The organism is Stenotrophomonas sp. 82F1, assembly GCF_056861525.1.
Genome location: NZ_JBSPUD010000007.1, coordinates 55,155 through 74,630, shown reverse-complemented (window position 1 = coordinate 74,630; position 19,476 = coordinate 55,155). Strand labels below are relative to the sequence as shown.

The following is a 19,476-nucleotide window of genomic DNA, read 5'->3' as shown; positions in this document are numbered from 1 at the left end:
TGCCCCGGCCGGTAAGACAGCGCATGGATGGAACCCTCTGCCTCCATCCGTGACATGTTCCCACCAGAACTGCGCGAGGTGACGCGATCGCCGTGGCGACGCTCCTGCGGAGTCGTCATTTGCACGCCCGGCAGGGGTGGCGATTTGCGCCATCAGTGATGGGCTGCACAGCGGGCGGGTGCTCGACGGCACAGAACAGAGCACGCTTGGCCTGCTTAGGGGTAGTTGAGAACTTTCCTTACAGACCGACGTGATTGTTCGACTTGATGATCGCCACGCCGAGGCAGATTGCCTGGGCCGGGATTGGCGTCTCGAAAAAGCAAACCTGACGGATTGGTTGCGCAGCAGTGCGTAACCGCAAGAATGCACCGACTGCCCTCAATGGCGGGCGGTGCGTGGGGATCACTCGATCCGCCGGGTGATTTCTCACTCCGTTGTGTTTGCCCCGGCACGCCAACCCGCACCGTCCGCCACCTTCACTACGGAAGGTGGCCCTACGCCAGTGAGGGTTCCGCCATGACCGACCGCACCGCCATCCATCCCCGTCTGCACGCCCTGATCGGCGACATCGCCACCGATGTTCCCGAAGACCTTGCACGCGAGATCGAGTGCGCGCTCAAGGAGCAGCAGCTCCCGCCCTCACAGCCGATGTTCTTCACCTTCCTTCATGCGATACGCAAGGGAGATGGCGAAGACGGCCAGCCCTGCACCACGCAGATCCTCACCCCGCACACCCTCGCCTCCCTCGGCCGTTCACTGTCCGCACTGAATGCCGTGCTCGATCTTCTGCACGCGGCAGAGCGCACGCGCGTGGACGGAGGTGCCGACGAGCAGATTGGCGACTTCCATCGAAACGGGCTGCTGCTGGCCGCACGCCAGATCGCGCATGCCGCACACACAGGACTTGGCGATGCGATCACAGCCGGGGGAAAGGAGCCCGGTTGAATCACGGGCAACAAAAAAGCCCCCATTGCTGGAGGCTTCTTTCGTTCTGCAACATGGTGGGCGGTACAGGGATCGAACCTGTGACCCTTGCCGTGTGAAGGCAATGCTCTACCGCTGAGCTAACCGCCCGGTGTGTTGCTGAGCCGCTCATTATAGGGCGGTTTTTCAGGGCGTCAACACCTTTTCACATCGTGTTTCCCGGCCCATTTCCCCTAATCAGCCAGGCATGGCCTGGCTCTACCGGGAGGGGCAATCCGGCCACATCACATCGTATGCGTCGGCTTGTCCGAACCGGTCAGGCCGGCCAGGATCGTCTCGATCTTGTGCCGCACGGTCTCACCCTCCTGCCCGTCTGCCAGCTGCACGCCGATGCCGGCCGCGCGGTTGCCCTGCGCGCCAGCGGGCGTCACCCAGATCACCTTGCCGGCCACCGGCAGGCGCTCGCTGGAATCGGGCAAGGTCAGCAGCAGGAACACCTCGTCGCCCAGGAAATAACGCTTGGGCGTGGGCACGAAGATGCCGCCATTCTTCACGAACGGCATGTACGCGCTGTACAGCGCGGCCTTGTCCTTCACAGCCAGGGACAGGATGCCCTGGCGGGCGTTGCTGGCACTCATCGATTTCCCCTTGCGGCAGGCCGCTCGTTCACCTTGTTCCAGGCCAGCAGCAACTCGACCACCGCAAGGTCTGCGCGCACCGTGGTGCGCAGCAGGTCGCGGGTGCGGTTGGCCGCATCGAACCAGGCTGCAAGCTTGTGCAATCGCTCCGGCGTGGTCAAGGCATCGGTGCTGGCCTGGGCCAGCGCCAGGTCGGCGGCGAAGCGCAGGCGCAGCGCCGCGTTGTCGTCGGCGCACCACTTCTGCGCCAGCTCCACCGCGCCGGTCTTGCCAGCGGCCAGTTGTTCCAGCTCGCGGCCGACGTCGCGACGCAGGCTCAGGCCATCTTCGCGCAGCCAGTTGTCGGCCTGCCCGGGATGGCCGCGTGCTGCCTCCAGCGCCTCGCGCGCGGCGGCCTCGCTGTGGCCCTGCTGCTGCAGCCAGGCCAGCGCTTCCTCGCGCGGCGGCAGCTTGAATTCCAGGCGCTGGCAGCGGCTGCGTACGGTCTGCGGCAGGCGCGCCGGGTCACTGCTGATCAACCACAGGTAGCGCCCGGGTTGCGGTTCTTCCAGGGTCTTCAGCAGCGCATTGGCGGCCGAACGGTTGATGGCATCGGCCGGGTCGACGATCACCACCTGCGCCACGCCGTACTGCGGGGTCAGCGCCAGCTTGTTGGTGATCTCGCGCACCTGCTCGATGACGATCTCGGTGCGCAGCTTGTCGCCGCTCTTGTTCGGAATGAAGCTGATCAGCTGCAGGTCGGGATGGGTGCCGGCGGCAATCAGCTGCCGCGTGCGGGTGGCGTGCGCGGCATCGCCGCGTGCCAGCACATGGTCGGCCAGCGCGAGCGCCACCTCACGCTTGCCCAGTCCGGCCGGGCCACAGATCAGCAGGCCGTGGCCCAACCGATCCGCATCCAACGCGGCCACGGTCTGGTCGAACGCGCGCTGCTGCCAGGGCGAGAACGTACTCATGCGCCCTCCCCTTGCTGCAGCCAGCGTTCGACACGCGCGACCACATCGGCAGCCACGTGTTCCTGCACCTGGCCGGCATCGACCAGCGCGAAGCGCTGCGGGTCCTGCTGTGCGCGACTGCGGAACACCTCGCGCACGCGCTGGAAGAAATCGTCCTGCTCGCTTTCGATGCGGTCCGGCCACAGATCGCGGCCATTGGCACGCGCGCGGCCAACGGCCACGTCCACGTCCAGCAGCAGGGTCAAACCGGGCAGCAGGCCAACGGCGCGGCGTTCCAGGTCTGCAATCCACTGCGGGTCGAGGCCGCGGCCACCGCCCTGGTAGGCGTAGCTGGAATCGGTGAAGCGATCGCTGAGCACGTAGGCGCCGCGCTGCAGCGCCGGCTGGATCACTTGGCGCACATGCTGCGCACGTGCGGCGAACACCAGCAGCAGTTCGGCCTCGGCACTGAGCGGTTCGGCAGCGATCTCGGCATCGGGCTTCAGCACCAGGCCGCGGATGCGTTCGGCCAGCGGCGTACCACCGGGTTCGCGGGTCAGTACGACCTCATGGCCGTGGCGGCGCAGGCACTCGCGGATGGCGTTGATGGCCGTGGTCTTGCCCGCGCCCTCGCCGCCTTCCAGGCTGACGAAACGGGGATGGCGAAGCAGCGCGGAACTCATTGCGCCGGGGTCTCCTTGGTGCGTTGCTGGCGCAGCTGCTGCAGGTAGCGGGCCACGGCGGCGTTGTGTTTGTCCAGGCTGGGCGAGAACACGTGTGCGCCACTGCCATCGCCGACGGCGACGAAGTACAGCGCATCGCCCGGTGCCGGTTGCGCGGCAGCCATCAGCGCGTCACGGCTGGGCATGGCGATCGGAGTCGGGGTCAGGCCAGACCGGGTGTAGGTGTTGTAGGGCGTATCGGTGGTCAGGTCACGGCGGCGGATGTTGCCGTCGTACGCCGCACCGATGCCGTAGATCACGGTCGGATCGGTCTGCAGGCGCATGCCGATCTTCAGGCGGCGCATGAACACGCCGGCAATCTGCGGCCGCTCGCTGGCCAGCGCGGTTTCCTTTTCGATGATCGACGCCATCGTCAGCAGCTCGTAGGGCGTATTGATCGGCAGATCCGGGGCGCGGCTTTCCCAGGCTTCGTCCAGCGCCTTCTCCATCGCGCCGTGGGCACGCTTGAGCACGTCCAGGTCGCTGTCACCGCGCTGGTAGACATAGGTCTCCGGCAGGAAGCGGCCTTCCGGATGCTGGCCGGCGAAACCGAGGCGGTCCATCAGCGCGGCGTCATCAAGGGTGTCGGTGGTGTGCAGCAGCGGATCGGCACGCTTGAGCGCGGCGCGCAGCTGGCGGATGTTCCAGCCTTCGATGATGGTGACGCGGTGCTGCAGCACCTTGCCCGCGCGCATGCGCAGCAGCAGCTCGCGCGGGGTGAGGTCCGTGCTCAGCGCGTACTCGCCCACCTTCAGCTTGCCGGCGGCATCGAGCTGGCGGGCAAGCAGCTGCCACTGGGTGTCCTGGCCCTCGTCCACGCCGGCCTCGCGCAGCTTGCGCAGCACGCTGTTCATGCCATCGCCGCTGGCGATGACCACGCTGTCCGCACTGGGGGTCAACGGTACGTCGGCAAACTGGCTCTGCTTGTAGAAGAACCACGCGCCCGCACCGGCCACGATGGCGGCCAGCACCAGCAGCAGTGTTACCACCCACAGACACCCGCGCTTGGCTCCCGCCATGGACTACCTCTGAACTCGATTCCGTCGTGCAGGATACCGTGCCGCCGGTGTGGGGTCATGACCGGGGCCACACACCCGTGCCGACCAACGGTCGGCACCCACCAAGAGCGATACCCCGTAGATCCACGCCATGCGTGGATGAACGACCATGGAAGCATCCATGCCGACCGACGGTCCGCTCCCACCAGGCCCGGTAGCGCCGGGCCATGCCCGGCGGCGGCAATCGATCAACCCTGCTGCCCAAGCGCCCGCAGCAGGCCACGCGCCTTGGCCCGGGTTTCGTCCAGCTCCTTGTCCGGGTCCGAGTCGACCACGATGCCGGCACCGGTACGGAAGCTGACCTCGTTGCCATCCACTTCGGCGGTACGGATCAGGATGTTCAGGTCCAGGTCGCCATCGCGGTTCAGCCAGCCGAACGCACCGGTGTACGCGCCGCGCGGCACCTGCTCCAGCTCGCTGATGATCTGCATGCAGCGCACCTTTGGACAGCCGGTGATGGTGCCCCCAGGGAAGGTGGCAGCGATCACTTCGCCCGGGGTCACGTCCGCGCGCAGATGGCCGCTGACGTTGCTGACGATGTGGTGCACGTGCGCGTAGCTTTCCACGGTCATCAGCTCGTCCACGACGACCGTGCCGGGCAGGCAGATGCGGCCCAGGTCGTTGCGCTCCAGGTCGATCAGCATCACGTGCTCGGCGCGCTCCTTGGGATGGCCGACCAGCTCCTGGATGCGTGCGGCATCGTCGTCGCCCTCGAAGCGCGGGCGGGTGCCGGCGATCGGGCGGGTCTGCGCGTGGCCGCCGTGCACCGAGACCAGCCGTTCCGGCGACGAGCTGACCACATGCCGGCCATGCGCACTGAACAGGCCGGCAAACGGCGCCGGATTGGCGCGTCGCAGCTGCGCGTACAGCGCCTGCGGACTGACCGCCGTGGCGAACTGCGCGCTCCAGCGCCGCGACAGGTTCACCTGGAACACATCGCCGGCGCGCAGGTACTCGATCACCCGGCGCACGCCATCGGTGAAGCGCTGCGGCTCGTCTTCGCTGACCGATTGCGGCGGTTGCCAGCCCTGCCCGGCCTGCGGCAGTTCGCCGGCCACCAAGGCGACCAGCGTGTCCAGCAGCGCCTGCTCGCCCGCTTCGGCAATGAGGAAGCTGGTGTCGGTCTGGTGGTCATGCAGCACGGCGGCCGGGCAGCGCAGGGCGAGCGCGGTCGGGTGACCGTCATCGCGCGCGCGCGCCGGCAGCACCGGTTCGACCTGGCTGGCCACTTCGTAGTCCAGCATCAGCGCCCAGCCACCCCGGAACGGCAGCGCGTGGCCGCCGTCGTGCGGCAGCCGCTGCGCCTGCCATGCGCGGTCCAGCGCTTGCAGGAAACTGCCGGGCTGCACCGCACCGTGCTGGTCGCGCACCTGGCCATCGGCGTCCAGCTGCAGGGTGTCACCCTGCGCGGCCAGCAGCAGGCTCCAGCGGCCCTGGGCGGTACCCGAGGCGGTGGACTCCATCAGCAGCGGGAAACGCGCCGGGTCGCGCTGCTGCAGGGCCAGCAGGTCGATCGGGTGTGGCAGCGGATGGATCAGCGGGGCGTGGGTCATGGCGGCCAGTTCGGGAGACGGATACACGGAAGCCGCCTTGCGGCGGCCTCGTGGTTGGCGGAGTCGAGCCTGGCTCGACGCTGCCGGTGCGATCAGACGCGCTTGAAGATCAGCGTGCCGTTGGTGCCGCCGAAGCCGAAGCCATTGGACATCACCACGTCGACCTTGGCCTGGCGTGCTTCGTTGGGCACGTAGTCCAGATCGCAGCCTTCGCCCGGCTGCTGCAGGTTGATGGTCGGCGGAATCACGTTGTCGCGCATTGCCAGCACCGAGAAGATCGCTTCCACGCCGCCGGCAGCGCCGAGCAGGTGGCCGGTCATCGACTTGGTGGAGCTGACCATCATCTTGTAGGCGTGGTCGCCGAAGGCGGTCTTCATCGCCATGGTCTCGCCGAGGTCGCCCAGCGGGGTCGAGGTGCCATGTGCGTTGAGGTAGCCGACCTGCTCCGGGGTGACACCCGCATCCTTCATGGCCATGGCCATGCAGCGCGCAGCGCCTTCGCCGTTCTCGCTCGGCGCGGTCATGTGGTACGCGTCGGAGCTGGCGCCGAAACCGGCCAGCTCGCAGTAGATCTTCGCGCCACGGGCCTTGGCGTGCTCGTACTCTTCCAGGATCAGGATGCCGGCGCCGTCGCCCAGCACGAAGCCGTCACGGTCCTTGTCCCACGGGCGCGAGGCCTGTTCCGGGGCGTCGTTGCGGGTGCTCATCGCCTTCATCGCGCAGAAGCCGCCCAGCGCCGTCGGCGAGGAACCGCGTTCGGCACCGCCGGCCACCATCACGTCCGCATCGCCGTACTGGATCATGCGCATGGCGGTGCCGATGGAATGGTTGGAGGTGGCGCACGCCGAGACCGCCGAGAACGACGGGCCCTTCAGGCCGCTGATGATGCTCAGCTGGCCCGGCAGCATGTTGATGATGGTCTTGGGCACGTAGAAGGGAGAGATCTTCTTCCCCTCGTGGAACTCGATGGTCTGCTCTTCGATGCCGAGCAGGCCGCCGATGCCGGCGCCAACGATGGCGCCAATGCGGTCGGCGTTGGCGTCGGTGATCTCCAGGCCCGAATCATGCAGGGCCATGAAGGCGGCACCGAGGCCGTAATGGATGAACGGGTCCATCTTCTTGGCATCCTTGCCGCTGACCCGGTACTTGCCGAACAGTTCGTTGTCGGCGGTGATGTCAAAGCCTTTGACCTCACCTGCGATCTTGGTGGTAAACCGTTCCAGGTAGGCATCAGAAACGTTGGTCAGCGGACCGATGCCCGAACGACCGTGGGTGATGCCTTCCCAGCTGCTGGCCAGATCATTGCCCAACGGCGAGACCATACCCAGGCCGGTTACGACGACGCGACGCTTCATTGCTGATTCTCCTGACCCGAACGTTCTTTGCGGGTAACGCGGTTTACTTCGGTGTGGTACGCAAACACACGGGGCCGCAAACAGCGGCCCCGTGGGGTGTCGTGCGCGGCGAGCTCGACGCCCGCGCGCGCACTGACGTCCTGCATCAGGCCTTGACGTGGGCCGTGATGTAGGTGATCGCAGCCTGCACGGTGCTGATCTTCTCGGCTTCTTCGTCCGGGATCTCGCACTCGAATTCTTCTTCCAGCGCCATCACCAGCTCGACGGTGTCCAGCGAGTCAGCGCCCAGGTCATCGACGAACGATGCGCTGTTGGTGACTTCTTCTTCCTTGACGCCAAGCTGTTCGATGACGATTTTCTTGACGCGTTCTTCGATGGTGCTCATGGGATATCGCTCCAGATGGAGTAGTGGTTCAAAAGTGGTCGCCATCAAAGGCGATGGCCGTGGGATAGTGTAGTGGAAACCGGCGTGACCTTGCATTGCAGCAAAAATCCTCGCAGATCAACCACTTGCGGCGCGATCCCTGCGCCCCTTGCTTACGGCATGTACATGCCGCCGTTCACATGGAGAGTTTCGCCGGTGATGTAGCCGGCAGCCGGGCTGGCCAGGAAGGCCACCGCGTGGGCGATGTCCTCCGGCGAACCCAGGCGTTCGAGGGCGATGTCGCCGATCAACGCGGTACGCGCCTCTTCCGGCAGCGCCTTGGTCATGTCGGTGTCGATGAAGCCCGGCGCGACCACATTGACGGTGACGCCGCGCGAGCCGATTTCCTTGGCCAGCGACTTGGAGAAACCGATGATGCCGGCCTTGGCGGCGGCGTAGTTGGCCTGGCCGGCGTTGCCGGTCACGCCCACCACCGAGGCGATGTTGATGATGCGCCCCTTGCGCGCCTTCATCATGCCGCGCATGACGGCCTTGCTGGTGCGGAACACGCTGGTCAGGTTGGTGTCGATGATCGACGCCCAATCGTCTTCCTTCATGCGCATCAGCAGGTTGTCGCGGGTGATGCCGGCGTTGTTGACCAGGATCGAGATCGGGCCGAATTCCTTGGCGATGCCGTCAAGCACGGCGTCGAGCGCGGCAGCGTCGGTGACGTTCAGCGCACGGCCGTGACCGCCGTGGGCGGCCAGGCGCTCGCCGATCGCGGCGGCGCCGGAATCGGTGGTGGCGGTGCCGATGACGGTGGCGCCCTGGGCGGCCAGCAGATCGGCGATGGCGGCACCAATGCCACGGCTGGCACCGGTAACCAGTGCGATTTCACCCTGCAGGGGCTTGCTCATGATGTTTTCCTCAGGCTGGGGCGGCCGCCGCACACGTGCCGCTTGCAGCGGCCACCGGCGCGGTCGGCAGGAACAGGGGCAATCAGGCCGACCACGTCTCGCGGGCGGTTTCGAAGTCGCCCGGGGTGGCCAGGGAACGGCCGTCGATGGCCTTGTCGATGCGCTTGACCAGGCCGGTCAGCACCTTGCCCGGACCGCACTCGGCGATCTGGGTGACGCCACGGGCGGCCAGGGCCTGCACGCAGCCGGTCCACTGCACGGGCTGGTACAGCTGCTGCACCAGCGCGGCGCGGATCGCGTCCACGCCGTCGTGCACCTTGGCGTCGACGTTCTGCACCACCGGCAGCTGCGGCAGCTGCCAGGACAGGCCGGCCATCACTTCGGCCAGGCGGTTGGCGGCTTCGCGCATCAGCGGGGTGTGCGAGGGCACGCTGACGGCCAGCTTGACCGCCTTGCGCACGCCCTTCTCGGCCAGCAGCGCCAGCGCACGGTCGACCGCGGCAGCGTCGCCGCCGATCACGATCTGGCCCGGCGAGTTGAAGTTGGCCGGAACCACCACCTGGCTGCCGGCGGCTTCCGCGCAGACGTCCAGCACCAGCTGGTCTTCGGCGCCGAGCACGGCGGCCATGGCACCAACACCGGCCGGCGCGGCGTCCTGCATCAGCTGGCCGCGCAGGCGCACCAGGTGCGCACCGTCGTGCAGGCTGAGGGCGCCAGCGGCGACCAGGGCGGTGTACTCGCCCAGGCTGTGGCCAGCCAGAACCGACGGACGCGGACCGCCCACGGCGTTCCAGGCGCGCCACGCGCCGATGCTGGCGGCCAGCAGGGCCGGCTGGGTGTATTCGGTACGGTTGAGCATTTCCTCCGGGCCACCCTGGGACAACGCCCACAGGTCGACGCCGGCACCATCGGATGCCTCGGTGAAGGCCTCACGCACCTGCGGGTGCAGTTCGGCCAGCTCGGCCAGCATGCCCACAGACTGCGAGCCCTGACCGGGGAAGACAAAAGCGAGGGTGGATAGGGTCACGCGGTCATCCGCTTGTTGCAATCGAAGCGGGCCATGATAAGGGGGAACATGCCGTGTCGTCTGTACGTGCGCGTATGCACGGCGTATGGATCATGGGCGGGGTCGGATCCCTTTCCCTGCGGAAAAGGGCTCTGACCCCTGTCCGCAATCAGCAGAGCAGCTGCAGGATGTCCAGCTCGCCGTCGGCAAACCAGTCCATGCACAGGCCGACCACCATCAGCAGGCCCAGCGTGGTGGCGCCGTGGGTGATGAAAATGGAGTGGGCCAGCGCACGCGCCGAGCGCCCCAGCTTCATGCACACCCGCGCCAGGCGCTGCAGGCGGCCACTGACGGCATGCACGTGCGCACGCACCGGTGCCTGCACCCCGTTCATCGCCTCGGCCATCATCGCCTGCAGGCTTTCGGGGCGGTCGGCGTAGTACTTGGCCACGCCGTAACCGAACATCAGCCAGTCACGCGCCTGTGCCTCGGCCAGGTCCATGACTTCCAGCGGATCTTCTTCGAAGTCGATGAAACCGACGTTCTGGCCATCCCAGGTGAGGTTGCGCGGCAGCGGCTGGCCGAAATAGGCGCCACGCGCGTGCGCTTCGGCAATGGCCTGCATCGCTGCAGCCACGAGGCGATCGCGGCCGGCATCGTCGGCCTCGCGCAGGCAGGTATTGAACGAGCTGCCGTTGTCGCCGATCACCAGCGCGGCATGGCCGCTGCCGATCACCGCGGGAACATTCACCCCCTGCGCCTGCAGTTCGGCCAGCCGGCGGGCCTCGGTTTCGCGCGCGGCGTCGCCACCGCGGTGCGGCGGCGGGCGCAGGGCATCGAGATGGAACCGGCGGGCAACAAAATTGAGCAGGCCCAGGGCCACTGCTCGGCTTCCTTCGCCGTACTGCTTCAGCCAGGCGCGTTGCCCTTCGATGACGATGGGCTCAACCATGACAGTCTCCTTTAACGCATTACGGCCCCAGAGGGGCCGTAACGACGGTTTCACGTTGTCGTAACTCGCACTATCAATAGCGCAGCAGTGCCGAACCCCACGTGAAGCCACCACCGAATGCTTCCAGCAGCAGCAGCTGGCCGCGCTCGACCCTGCCGGAACGCACAGCCGCATCCAGCGCCAGCGGCACCGAGGCGGACGAGGTATTGCCGTGCTTGTCGACAGTGACCACGACCTGGTCCATCGACATCTCCAGCCGCTTGGCGGTGGCCTCGATGATGCGCAGGTTGGCCTGGTGCGGGATCAGCCAGTCCAGGTCGGACTTGGTCAGACCGTTGGCGTCCAGGGTTTCGTCCACGACCGAGTCCAGCGCCTTGACGGCGTACTTGAACACGTCGTTGCCCTTCATGTTGATGGTGCCGCCACCGTTGTTGCCTTCACCGAAACCGACCGAGACGCCGACCGGGTTCCACAGCAGCTCTTTCTTGCTGCCATCCGAATGCAGGTGGGTGCTGAGGATGCCGGTTTCTTCGTCGGCCTTGAGCACGACGGCGCCCGCGCCATCACCGAACAGCACGCAGGTGGTGCGGTCTTCCCAGTCGACGATGCGGGTCAGGGTTTCCGCGCCGATCACCAGCACATGGCGGGCATCACCGGAACGGATGAATTTGTCAGCCACGCTGAGCGCGAACACGAACCCCGAGCAGGCCGCGTTGACGTCGAAAGCGGGGCAGCCGCTCACACCGAGCTTGGCCTGGATCAGGCACGCGGTGGAGGGAAAGATCAGATCAGGAGTGGTCGTGCCGACCACGATCATGTCGAGCTGCGAGGCGTCGATACCGGCCGCTTCGATCGCACGCAGCGCGGCCTGGTAGCCGAGATCGCTGGTGGTTTCGCCTTCGGCAGCGATGTGCCGTTCACGGATACCGGTGCGCGTCTGGATCCACTCGTCCGAGGTCTCGACCATTTTTTCCAGGTCGGCGTTGGTCAGGACTTTTTCCGGCAAATAGCTGCCGGTGCCCGCGATCCTCGAGTAGATCCGCTTGCTCATCATGTTTCCTGTTGCACGAGCCGCCGTTCACCGGCGTGCCCGGGAAAGAAGGCGAAGGCCGCTGCCCAGCGGGCAGCGACCTTCCGGCACATCAGTCTTCCTGGACAGCGGAAGACTTGGTCTGGATGACCTTCTTGCCGCGGTAGAAACCGTCAGCAGTGATGTGGTGACGCAGATGCACTTCGCCGGTGGTCGGGTCGGTCGACAGCTGCTTGGCGCTCAGGGCGTCATGCGAACGACGCTGGCCACGACGGGACGGGGTAACACGGGATTTCTGGACAGCCATGGGATTGCTCCAAACTCGGTTCGTTTTGCTTCGTCGTTTCGTCGCACAGGACGCCAGCGTCCAGCACACTTTTCACTTTCGCCGCAGCCGCCGACGACAACCGGCTGCTATTGTTTCTTCAATGCCGCCAACGCCGCAAACGGGTTGGCCTTTTCAATTTCTTCTTCGGTCGGTGCCCAGTCCTTGTCGACTGCCTCACCATCCGGCGACAGGGGTACCACCGGTACCGCCAGCACCAGTTCGTCCTCGACCAGGTCCAACGGACGCAGCTGGCCATCTTCCGGCACGAGCAACGCCTCGTATTCCTCCGGCAAGGACGATTCCTCGTCTTCGTCGCGGATCAGGCCAAGCCTCTGGGTCATCTTCACCGGCAGCAGGAAGCGCTGCATGCTGCGCTGACAGGTCAGCGGCAACGCGGTATCGATGCTGAGTTCCACATAGGATACCCGCAAGATCTCGTCGCGACCGAATTCGAGCGAGTAATTACACTCGCCTTCGGTATCTGCGACAAGCCCCTGCAGGCGAGTCAATTCAGCCAGGGAGACCTGACCGTCGAAGCGCCTTCGCGCCACGACCATCCGCCAGGCATCCAGCGTTTCGGGTACGTTCGCGGACATAAGCCGCCGAATATTAAGGATCGGCAGGTCGCGTGTCAAATGACTGCCATGCAAGGCTTGCTGTGCCTGGCTGTACCGGGCCAGACTGCCGCGCCCCGCTCCCGGAATTCCCGCATGCCTGCCCTGGTCCTGGCCTCCACCTCCCGCTACCGCAGCGACCTGCTGGAACGGCTGGGGTTGCCCTTCGACTGCGCACGCCCGCAGGTGGATGAGACCCCGCAAGCCAATGAGGCCCCGCTGGCGCTGGCGGCACGCCTGGCCAGCGCCAAGGCGGCCGAGGTGGCCGTCCGCCATCCCGGCAGCTGGGTGATCGGCTCGGACCAGGTGGCGGACCTGAACGGTCAGCCGCTGGGCAAGCCGGGCAGGGTCGAGGCGGCGTGCGCGCAGCTGGCGGCCATGTCCGGGCAGACGGTGCGCTTCCACACGGCCATCAGTCTCACCCGCGACGGAGAATCCTTCACGGCAATGGACTTGACCCAGGTGCGCTTCCGCGCGCTGCAGGCGCCGGAGATCGCCCGCTACGTGGCCATCGAGCAGCCGCTGGACTGCGCCGGCAGCTTCAAGTGCGAAGGCCTGGGCATCAGCCTGTTCGAGGCCATCGACAACCGCGACCCGACGGCGCTGATCGGGCTGCCATTGATCGCATTGTGCGGATTGCTGCGCCAGGCCGGATTCTCGGTGCCGTAACCCCGGCCCGTGACACGGGGCACGCTGCCTCAGCGTTTTTCCACCACGAACGGCTGCTCCTGCCACGGCTCCACACTGCCGTCGCGACCATGCAGGCGCAGGCCCAGCCAGTGCTTTCCCGGCGCCAGCGTCGTGGTATCGAGCGTTGCATCGAAGCCGACAGCCGGATGTTGCGGATCGGTGCTGTGCGGCCAGGCATGGCGGATATCGAACACCCGCCCGTAGGTGGCATCGCCGATCGAGCGACCATCCACCAGCACTTCCACCCGCGACAGGCCGACACCTTCCTTGAACGCCCAGCCCTTGATCGCCAGCGTGCCGCTCACCACGTCGCCATTGGAAGGGGCGTCCAGCCAGGCCAGTGCGGGTGCCACGCATGGACCCTGCGCGCGCTGCACCGGCAGGCGGAACAACAGGAAACGCTGGAATCCGTGGTCGTTGCTGACCACGCGCGGTGGCGGCAGCGGCCCGACCTGTTCGCAGATCGCGTGATAGCGGGTGAGCAGATCGCGGAAACGCTGATCACTGGGCGACAGCACCAGCAGCATCGGCACGTCGCGCTCGCCCTCGTGCACCAGGTTCCATTGCGCCAGCTGCGCGGTACGGCCGTGCTTGTCGTTGAGCGGATGCGGCAGCACGTCGATGTCACCGCGGCCCAGCTGGAAGCCCAGTTCGGCGCCCACCTTGAAGTTGCCGGCCAGCACGCGGCTGCCTTCAGGCATCTGCTGCAGTTCTTCGCGGACCGCAGCTGCCAGCGGCTGCCAGCCGGCGAAGTTGCGCGGGTAGTACTTGTCGCCGGCCAACTGCTCGCGCAGCGATGACGAGGACGCCATCAGGTAATAGCCGAAGGCCAGCACCATGCCCAGCCCGGCCAGCCACCAGCCGGTACGCCGCAACCAGCGCGGCCAGCCGTTGAGGATCACCGGCACCGCCACCAGCAGGGCCAGGTAGCCCGGCAGCGGCCAATGGAAGCTGATGCGTTCGACGTCGGTGAAGAAGCCCAGTGCGAAGATGCCCAGCGTCGACACACCACCGACCAGGCCGAAATAGCGCCACTGCACGCGCGCACCGCCGCCACTGCGGGTACCGGCCAGCGCCACCTTCCACATCGCGATGCACAGGATGGGCGTGACCAGCATCGGCTGGATCACCAGGAACCACAGGCCGCGCCACTCGAACGCCCACGGATGACGCTCGACCACCTGGAACTTCAGGCCGGCATCGTGATTGTCGGCATTCCAGGCCAGCAGCGGCAGCCATGCCAGTACGCCAACAGCCAGGGCCACCCAGACGCGCGGATCGGTCAGCATGCGCCGGCCCTGCGGCAGCGCCAGCAGGGCAATGAAGCCGACGCCGATCACACCGATGAAGCGATAGTGGCTGAGCGCGCCGATCAGCAGACCCAACGCCAGTTTCACCGCCGAAGACGCGTCGACGTTGCGCAGCAGGCGTGCGCCAGCATCCAGGCACAGCACGGCTGCCAGCGCCATCGGCACATCAGGTACGGCCAGCAGGCCCAGCGTTGCCGACAACGGCATCAGCAGCGTCAAGCTGCCGGCCTGCCACCCCGCAACATTGCCGAACCAGCGCGCCGCAATGCGCGATACCAGCAGCGGCAGCACTGCGCCAATGGCCAGGAACGGCAGGCGCAGCGCAAGCACATGCTGGCCGCCAAGCTCCACACCCAACCGGGTCAACCAGGCCGTCAGCCCCGGCAGATCCGAATAGGCTGCAGCCAGATGCTGGCCTTCCTGCCAGTAGAACGCCTCATCGACGAACAACGGCAGGCGTGCGGCCACGACCAGCTTGGCCGCTGTGACGAGCGTCCATAACCAGAGAAAAATCGTACGTGCGCGCTGTTCGCCCTGCATTGCTCTATGGATAGAATCGACCGGTTACCGAACTTGAGACGACCATGACAGCTTCGTCCCCCATGCCCAGCATGCTAACCGATCAACTGCGTCAGTCCCTGCGCAATGCGCAGGACCAGGTCAATGCACTGGTGCTGGGCAAGGTGCAGGAGGTTCGACTGGCGTTTGTGGCCCTGCTGTCTGGCGGTCACCTGCTGATCGAAGACCTGCCCGGCCTCGGCAAGACCACGCTGGCCCATGCCCTGGCCAGCAGCCTGGGGCTGAGCTTCCAGCGCGTGCAGTTCACCTCCGACCTGCTGCCGGCCGACGTACTCGGCGTATCGGTGTATGACGCCGGCAGCCGCCAGTTCCAGTTCCATCCGGGGCCGGTCTTCACCCACGTGCTGCTGGCCGACGAGATCAACCGGGCGCCGCCGCGCACGCAGAGCGCGCTGCTGGAAGCGATGGCCGAGCAGCAGGTCACCCTCGACGGTCAGACCCATGTCCTGCCTGATCCGTTCTTCGTGATCGCCACGCAGAACCCGGTGGATCTGTCGGGCACGTTCCCACTGCCCGATTCGCAGCTGGATCGTTTCCTGCTGCGGCTGGCGATGGGCTATCCCAGCGCACAGGCGGAACGTGAGCTGCTGCGCGGCAGCGATCGCCGCGACCTGATCGCCCGCGCGCTGCCGCAGCTGGATGACACCCAGGTACGTGCACTGCGTGAGGCGGTCGGCCAGGTGCATGTCAGCGATGCGCTGGTGGACTACGTGCAGGCACTGTTGACCCGCAGCCGCCAGCATGCGGGTGTACGCGTGGGATTGTCGCCGCGCGCCGGCCTGGCCCTGCTGCGCGCAGCCAAGGCACATGCGCTGCTGCTCGGCCGCGGCCATGTGGTGCCGGAAGACGTGCAGACCCTGTTCGTCGCGGTGGCTGGCCATCGCCTGGTGGGTGAAGCCGAGTCGAGCTCGGGGCCGACGCTGGCACACGCGATCCTGCAGACCGTCGCGGTCGATTGAAGATGGCATCGCATGTCCGGCGACTGTTGCAGCTGGCACGCCCGCGCATGCCGGAGTCGTTGCCGCAACGGCTGGACCGCAGGCGCATCTACGTGCTGCCCACCCGCTTCGGTCTGTTTGTGGCCTGCCTGCTGGTGGCGATGTTGCTGGGTGCGCTGAACTACAACAACAACCCTGCGCTGTTGCTGGCGCTGCTGTTGGCAGCGGCCGCGATCGCCAGCGCCATCGCCGCGCACCTGCAGCTGTCGGGCGTGCAGATCGACGCGATCTCCGCCGAACCGCTGCCGGCCGGGCAACCGCTGCGCCTGCGCGTGGACCTGTCGCTGCGCGACCCGCGAGCGCGCCATGGGCTGCACCTGCAACTGGGCGACAGCGAGGCGTGGCTCGACCTGGCCGCACACGGCCGCGGTGAAGCCGAGCTGGAAGTGCCCAGCGAACGCCGTGGCTGGCTGGAACTGCCGCGCATCCGCCTGTCCACCACCCAACCGCTGGGCCTGGTCAGGGCGTGGTCATGGGTGTGGCCGGAAGAACCCCTGCTGGTCTACCCGCTGGCCGAAGCGAAGGCGCCGCCGTTGCCGCAGCAGGGCAGCGATCCCCTGCACACCCGCGCCCATGCCAATGGCGAGGAACTGCATCAGCTGCGTCCGTATCGCGCGGGAGATCCACCGCGCAGCATTGCCTGGAAACACTCCGCGCGCCGCGACACGCTGCTGGTACGCGAATACGAGAAGCCGATAGGCATCGAAGTGGTGCTGGACTGGCGCGCGCTGGCCCCCTTGGGCCAGGAGGCCCGCATCGCGCGGCTGGCACGCTGGGTGGACAGCGCCGAGCGCGAAGGCCGTCGCTACACGCTGCTGCTGCCGATGCAGCCGCCGATCGGCCCCGGCCAGGGCGCCAGCCACCACCATCTGTGCCTGCGCGCGCTGGCGTTGCTTCCCCATGACTGAGCCTGCCCTGCTGCTGGACCGCAACACCCGCACGTGGACGCTGGCCAGCGCCGCACTGGCCCTGTTGCCACTGCTGCTGCAGCTGCCCACCATATTGGCCGCGTTGATCGCCGTGGCAGCGGTCGGCACTGCAGCACTGTCGCAGCGCGGCGTGCTGCCGATGCCGGTGCGCGTGCTGCTGGTGCTGGGCATGCTGGCCGCCATCGTCTGGCAGATGGGAGCGGTGCGCCCGGGCCGGGATACCGGCTGCGCGTTGTTGGCGGCGATGCTGGCGATCAAGTCCAGCGAGCTGCGCACCCTGCGCGATGCACGCAGCCTGCTCGGCTTTGCCCTGTTTTCACCGTTTGCGGCCTTCCTGCTCGACCAGGGGCCGCTGACCACCGTGCTCGCCATGCTCGCCGGCGTCAGCGCCCTGATTGCGCTGCAGCGGCTGGCGCAGGGTGAAGGCCGCAGTACGCCACCGCCGCTGTCCGCGCAGTTGCGTGGCGTCGGTCGCCTGCTGCTGATCGGCCTGCCGCTGGCGTTGGCCAGCTTCTGGCTGTTCCCACGATTGGCCACGCCGCTGTGGGGCATACCCGAACGCGCCGTCGGTACGCCGGGGCTGTCGGACACTATGCAGCCGGACCAGTGGCTGGATCTGATGGCCGACGACACCCCGGCTCTGCGGGCGCAGTTCTTCGGCGCGGTTCCAGCGCCGGCGCAGCGCTACTGGCGCGGGCCGGTACTGACGCAGTTCGACGGGCATGTCTGGCGACGCGACCGCCGTACCGACCGTTTGCCACCTGCCGTCGTGGAACACGGCACGGAGGGCTGGAACTACCAGATCGATTACGAGCCCACCGACCGTCGCCAGCTGGTCGCGCTGGATCTGCCCAGCGCCGCACCGGAAGGCAGCCGGCTTGATGCCGACCTGAGCCTGAGCAGCGACCGCCCGTTGTCCGCGTTGAGCCGCTGGCGCCTGCACTCGGCCCCACCGCAGCGCTTCGATGCCACGCTGTCGACGTACCAGCGCCGCGCTGCGCTGCAGCTGCCGGAAGGCTTCAACCCGCGCACGGCAACCCTGGCCCGCCAGTGGCGGCAGGACGCGGGAAGCGATGATGCAGCAGTGGTCCGTCGCGCCCTGGCGTGGATCACCGCGGATTTTTCGTACACGCTGGCGACACCGGCTCCCGGGCGTGATCCTGTCGATGCCTTCCTGTTCGACTACAAGGCCGGCTACTGCCAGCATTTCAGCTCTGCCTTCGTGGTGCTGATGCGCAATGCCGGCATTCCGGCGCGGGTGGTCACCGGGTTCGCCGGCGGCACGCGCAACCGGATCGGCGACTACTGGGTGCTGCGGCGGATGGACGCCCACGCCTGGGCCGAAGTGTGGCTGCCGCAACGCGGCTGGGTGCGCATCGACCCGACAGCGGCCGTGGCACCCGAGCGCATGCTGGACACGCTTGACGACCGCCTGCAGGCCGGCGCCGATACCGGGCTGCAGCAGCGCTGGCTGCAGCTGGGCCAGGTCGGCGACTGGATGCGCAGGGGCTGGAACGAACTGGTGCTGTCCTTCGACGCGCGCCGCCAGCAGCAGCTCCTGCAACCGTTCGGGCTGGACGACCTGCAGCCGGGACAGCTGCTGGCTGGCTTCGTGATGGCGGTGTCGCTGGCGCTGGGGTGGATGGCGTGGCTGCTGGCCCGTGGCGAACGCGAGCGCGACCCGCTGCTGCGCGCCTGGCACCGGCTGGGGCAGCGCTATGCGCGGCTGGGGCTGGGCCGCGAACCGCACGAGCCCGCCCTGCACTGGGCGCGGCGGGTCCACGCGCAGCGCCCCGACCCGGCCCTCATCACACTCAGCCAGCGTTTCGCTGATGCACGCTACGCTGGCACTTGTACCGAGCTCGCCCCATTATTGCGGGACCTGCGCAGGCATCGCCCGACTTCCGGAGCCTCCCCATGAATACCAAGTTCCTCCTCACCGCCGTGGCCGCCCTGGCCCTGTCGGCCTGCGCCACGGCCCCCAAGCCGCTGCAGGGACAATTCAGCCTGGTTTCCCCGCGCGACTCGGTTGCCACCCAGCAGGTCGGCACGCCGGTGCGCTGGGGTGGCCGGATCATCGAAACCAAGCCCGGCCAGGGCGAGACCTGCTTCCAGATCATCTCGCGCCCGCTCAACGGCAGTGGCCGCCCGAACACCACCTCCTCCGATGCCAGTGACGGCCGCTTCATCGCCTGCCGCGCCGGCTTCTACGACCCGGCCGTGTTCGAAGCCGGCCGCGACGTGACCTTCATCGGCAAGATCGACGGCTACGCCAACACCCGCATCGGTGATTACGACTACCGTCTGCCGAAGCTGGCGGCCGACGTGATCTACCTGTGGCCGGAGCAGCGCCAGGTCGATGTGGTGCCCTACCCTTACGGACCGTGGGGCCCGGGTCCCTATGGCCCGTACTGGGGCGGTTACCGCGGCTGGGGCTGGTGGTAGTCCAGGCCCGCTACGCATGATGCAGAAGGCCGCCCCATGGGGCGGCCTTTTTTCATCCATGCATGGTGCGGGTCTGCTCGGGGCGATGTTGCATTGCGACGATTTTTATCCACGCATGGCGTGGATCTACTT

General features: G+C 67.2%; 20 protein-coding genes and 1 tRNA gene. 6 read left to right on the top strand and 15 right to left on the bottom strand.

Annotation, left to right across the window (positions count from 1 at the left end; all coding sequences use genetic code 11):
- Positions 1–516 precede the first annotated feature (516 nt).
- Positions 517–945, top strand: a complete 429-nt coding sequence (locus AC13GI_RS09845) for a hypothetical protein (RefSeq protein WP_482996158.1) — start codon at positions 517–519, stop codon at positions 943–945.
- 54 nt (positions 946–999) lie between these two features.
- Here AC13GI_RS09845 and AC13GI_RS09840 read toward each other — a convergent pair.
- From AC13GI_RS09840 to AC13GI_RS09775, 14 genes are all read right to left on the bottom strand, one after another.
- A tRNA-Val gene (locus tag AC13GI_RS09840) sits at positions 1,000–1,074 on the bottom strand.
- Positions 1,075–1,208: 134 nt separating this feature from the next.
- On the bottom strand, positions 1,209–1,562 hold the full coding sequence (locus tag AC13GI_RS09835; protein WP_099819207.1) for a PilZ domain-containing protein: 354 nt from the start codon (positions 1,560–1,562) through the stop codon (positions 1,209–1,211).
- A complete protein-coding gene (locus AC13GI_RS09830; RefSeq protein WP_375067864.1) occupies positions 1,559–2,515 on the bottom strand; it encodes a DNA polymerase III subunit delta' in 957 nt (318 codons plus the stop codon). The genes AC13GI_RS09835 and AC13GI_RS09830 overlap by 4 nt, the downstream gene beginning before the upstream one ends.
- Complete coding sequence (gene tmk, locus AC13GI_RS09825; RefSeq protein ID WP_482996157.1) at positions 2,512–3,177, bottom strand: dTMP kinase; 666 nt, start codon at positions 3,175–3,177, stop codon at positions 2,512–2,514. The genes AC13GI_RS09830 and tmk overlap by 4 nt, the downstream gene beginning before the upstream one ends.
- The gene (gene mltG / locus AC13GI_RS09820; RefSeq protein WP_482996156.1) at positions 3,174–4,235 is read right to left on the bottom strand and encodes an endolytic transglycosylase MltG; all 1,062 of its coding nucleotides are present in this window, start codon (positions 4,233–4,235) and stop codon (positions 3,174–3,176) included. The genes tmk and mltG overlap by 4 nt, the downstream gene beginning before the upstream one ends.
- A gap of 227 nt (positions 4,236–4,462) precedes the next feature.
- Complete coding sequence (locus tag AC13GI_RS09815) at positions 4,463–5,827, bottom strand: aminodeoxychorismate synthase component I (protein WP_099819203.1); 1,365 nt, start codon at positions 5,825–5,827, stop codon at positions 4,463–4,465.
- A gap of 92 nt (positions 5,828–5,919) precedes the next feature.
- Complete coding sequence (gene fabF, locus AC13GI_RS09810; protein ID WP_099819202.1) at positions 5,920–7,182, bottom strand: beta-ketoacyl-ACP synthase II; 1,263 nt, start codon at positions 7,180–7,182, stop codon at positions 5,920–5,922.
- A gap of 145 nt (positions 7,183–7,327) precedes the next feature.
- Positions 7,328–7,567 carry an acyl carrier protein gene (gene acpP / locus AC13GI_RS09805; protein ID WP_025874077.1) on the bottom strand — a complete coding sequence of 80 codons (240 nt, stop codon included), beginning with the start codon at positions 7,565–7,567 and terminating at the stop codon, positions 7,328–7,330.
- A 152-nt stretch (positions 7,568–7,719) separates the two neighbouring features.
- Entirely contained in the window at positions 7,720–8,463 is a 744-nt protein-coding gene (fabG, locus tag AC13GI_RS09800; RefSeq protein WP_025874078.1) for a 3-oxoacyl-ACP reductase FabG, read from the bottom strand.
- Between the two features lie 82 nt (positions 8,464–8,545).
- Complete coding sequence (gene fabD, locus AC13GI_RS09795; RefSeq protein WP_099819201.1) at positions 8,546–9,490, bottom strand: ACP S-malonyltransferase; 945 nt, start codon at positions 9,488–9,490, stop codon at positions 8,546–8,548.
- A 148-nt stretch (positions 9,491–9,638) separates the two neighbouring features.
- Complete coding sequence (locus AC13GI_RS09790; protein WP_032977357.1) at positions 9,639–10,421, bottom strand: BUD32 family EKC/KEOPS complex subunit; 783 nt, start codon at positions 10,419–10,421, stop codon at positions 9,639–9,641.
- Between the two features lie 73 nt (positions 10,422–10,494).
- On the bottom strand, positions 10,495–11,472 hold the full coding sequence (locus AC13GI_RS09785; RefSeq protein ID WP_099819200.1) for a beta-ketoacyl-ACP synthase III: 978 nt from the start codon (positions 11,470–11,472) through the stop codon (positions 10,495–10,497).
- Positions 11,473–11,563: 91 nt separating this feature from the next.
- Positions 11,564–11,758 carry a 50S ribosomal protein L32 gene (gene rpmF, locus AC13GI_RS09780; protein WP_025879386.1) on the bottom strand — a complete coding sequence of 65 codons (195 nt, stop codon included), beginning with the start codon at positions 11,756–11,758 and terminating at the stop codon, positions 11,564–11,566.
- A 107-nt stretch (positions 11,759–11,865) separates the two neighbouring features.
- Positions 11,866–12,375 (bottom strand): YceD family protein, encoded by a 510-nt coding sequence (locus tag AC13GI_RS09775; RefSeq protein ID WP_099819199.1) that lies wholly within the window; start codon positions 12,373–12,375, stop codon positions 11,866–11,868.
- 114 nt (positions 12,376–12,489) lie between these two features.
- On the opposite strand from AC13GI_RS09775, the gene AC13GI_RS09770 reads away from it, so the two are divergent.
- A complete protein-coding gene (locus AC13GI_RS09770; RefSeq protein ID WP_482996155.1) occupies positions 12,490–13,062 on the top strand; it encodes a Maf family protein in 573 nt (190 codons plus the stop codon).
- Between the two features lie 29 nt (positions 13,063–13,091).
- On the opposite strand, the gene AC13GI_RS09765 is transcribed toward AC13GI_RS09770, so the two are convergent.
- Positions 13,092–14,933, bottom strand: a complete 1,842-nt coding sequence (locus tag AC13GI_RS09765) for a glycosyltransferase family 39 protein (RefSeq protein WP_099819198.1) — start codon at positions 14,931–14,933, stop codon at positions 13,092–13,094.
- A gap of 44 nt (positions 14,934–14,977) precedes the next feature.
- On the opposite strand from AC13GI_RS09765, the gene AC13GI_RS09760 reads away from it, so the two are divergent.
- The 4 genes from AC13GI_RS09760 to AC13GI_RS09745 are packed head-to-tail and all read left to right on the top strand — an operon-like array spanning position 14,978 to position 19,344.
- Complete coding sequence (locus tag AC13GI_RS09760) at positions 14,978–15,931, top strand: AAA family ATPase (protein ID WP_482996154.1); 954 nt, start codon at positions 14,978–14,980, stop codon at positions 15,929–15,931.
- 2 nt (positions 15,932–15,933) lie between these two features.
- Positions 15,934–16,878: a DUF58 domain-containing protein gene (locus AC13GI_RS09755; RefSeq protein WP_099819196.1), complete on the top strand. Its 945-nt coding sequence runs from the start codon at positions 15,934–15,936 to the stop codon at positions 16,876–16,878.
- Positions 16,871–18,820: a transglutaminase TgpA family protein gene (locus tag AC13GI_RS09750; protein ID WP_482996153.1), complete on the top strand. Its 1,950-nt coding sequence runs from the start codon at positions 16,871–16,873 to the stop codon at positions 18,818–18,820. The genes AC13GI_RS09755 and AC13GI_RS09750 overlap by 8 nt, the downstream gene beginning before the upstream one ends.
- Positions 18,817–19,344, top strand: a complete 528-nt coding sequence (locus AC13GI_RS09745; protein WP_089239146.1) for a Slp family lipoprotein — start codon at positions 18,817–18,819, stop codon at positions 19,342–19,344. Before AC13GI_RS09750 ends, AC13GI_RS09745 begins: the two co-directional genes overlap by 4 nt.
- The last annotated feature ends 132 nt before the right edge of the window (positions 19,345–19,476 follow it).

Excerpts from the sequence above, each read along its gene's own strand:
- AC13GI_RS09845 (WP_482996158.1), top strand. The coding sequence starts at position 517 with ATGACCGACCGCACCGCCATCCATCCCCGTCTGCACGCCCTGATCGGC.
- AC13GI_RS09830 (WP_375067864.1), bottom strand. The coding sequence starts at position 2,515 with ATGAGTACGTTCTCGCCCTGGCAGCAGCGCGCGTTCGACCAGACCGTG.
- mltG (WP_482996156.1), bottom strand. The coding sequence starts at position 4,235 with ATGGCGGGAGCCAAGCGCGGGTGTCTGTGGGTGGTAACACTGCTGCTG.
- AC13GI_RS09790 (WP_032977357.1), bottom strand. The coding sequence starts at position 10,421 with ATGGTTGAGCCCATCGTCATCGAAGGGCAACGCGCCTGGCTGAAGCAG.
- AC13GI_RS09775 (WP_099819199.1), bottom strand. The coding sequence starts at position 12,375 with ATGTCCGCGAACGTACCCGAAACGCTGGATGCCTGGCGGATGGTCGTG.
- AC13GI_RS09835 (WP_099819207.1), bottom strand. The coding sequence starts at position 1,562 with ATGAGTGCCAGCAACGCCCGCCAGGGCATCCTGTCCCTGGCTGTGAAG.
- acpP (WP_025874077.1), bottom strand. The coding sequence starts at position 7,567 with ATGAGCACCATCGAAGAACGCGTCAAGAAAATCGTCATCGAACAGCTT.
- AC13GI_RS09770 (WP_482996155.1), top strand. The coding sequence starts at position 12,490 with ATGCCTGCCCTGGTCCTGGCCTCCACCTCCCGCTACCGCAGCGACCTG.
- AC13GI_RS09755 (WP_099819196.1), top strand. The coding sequence starts at position 15,934 with ATGGCATCGCATGTCCGGCGACTGTTGCAGCTGGCACGCCCGCGCATG.
- AC13GI_RS09760 (WP_482996154.1), top strand. The coding sequence starts at position 14,978 with ATGACAGCTTCGTCCCCCATGCCCAGCATGCTAACCGATCAACTGCGT.
- AC13GI_RS09750 (WP_482996153.1), top strand. The coding sequence starts at position 16,871 with ATGACTGAGCCTGCCCTGCTGCTGGACCGCAACACCCGCACGTGGACG.
- fabG (WP_025874078.1), bottom strand. The coding sequence starts at position 8,463 with ATGAGCAAGCCCCTGCAGGGTGAAATCGCACTGGTTACCGGTGCCAGC.
- AC13GI_RS09815 (WP_099819203.1), bottom strand. The coding sequence starts at position 5,827 with ATGACCCACGCCCCGCTGATCCATCCGCTGCCACACCCGATCGACCTG.
- AC13GI_RS09745 (WP_089239146.1), top strand. The coding sequence starts at position 18,817 with ATGAATACCAAGTTCCTCCTCACCGCCGTGGCCGCCCTGGCCCTGTCG.
- AC13GI_RS09765 (WP_099819198.1), bottom strand. The coding sequence starts at position 14,933 with ATGCAGGGCGAACAGCGCGCACGTACGATTTTTCTCTGGTTATGGACG.
- tmk (WP_482996157.1), bottom strand. The coding sequence starts at position 3,177 with ATGAGTTCCGCGCTGCTTCGCCATCCCCGTTTCGTCAGCCTGGAAGGC.
- rpmF (WP_025879386.1), bottom strand. The coding sequence starts at position 11,758 with ATGGCTGTCCAGAAATCCCGTGTTACCCCGTCCCGTCGTGGCCAGCGT.
- fabF (WP_099819202.1), bottom strand. The coding sequence starts at position 7,182 with ATGAAGCGTCGCGTCGTCGTAACCGGCCTGGGTATGGTCTCGCCGTTG.
- AC13GI_RS09785 (WP_099819200.1), bottom strand. The coding sequence starts at position 11,472 with ATGAGCAAGCGGATCTACTCGAGGATCGCGGGCACCGGCAGCTATTTG.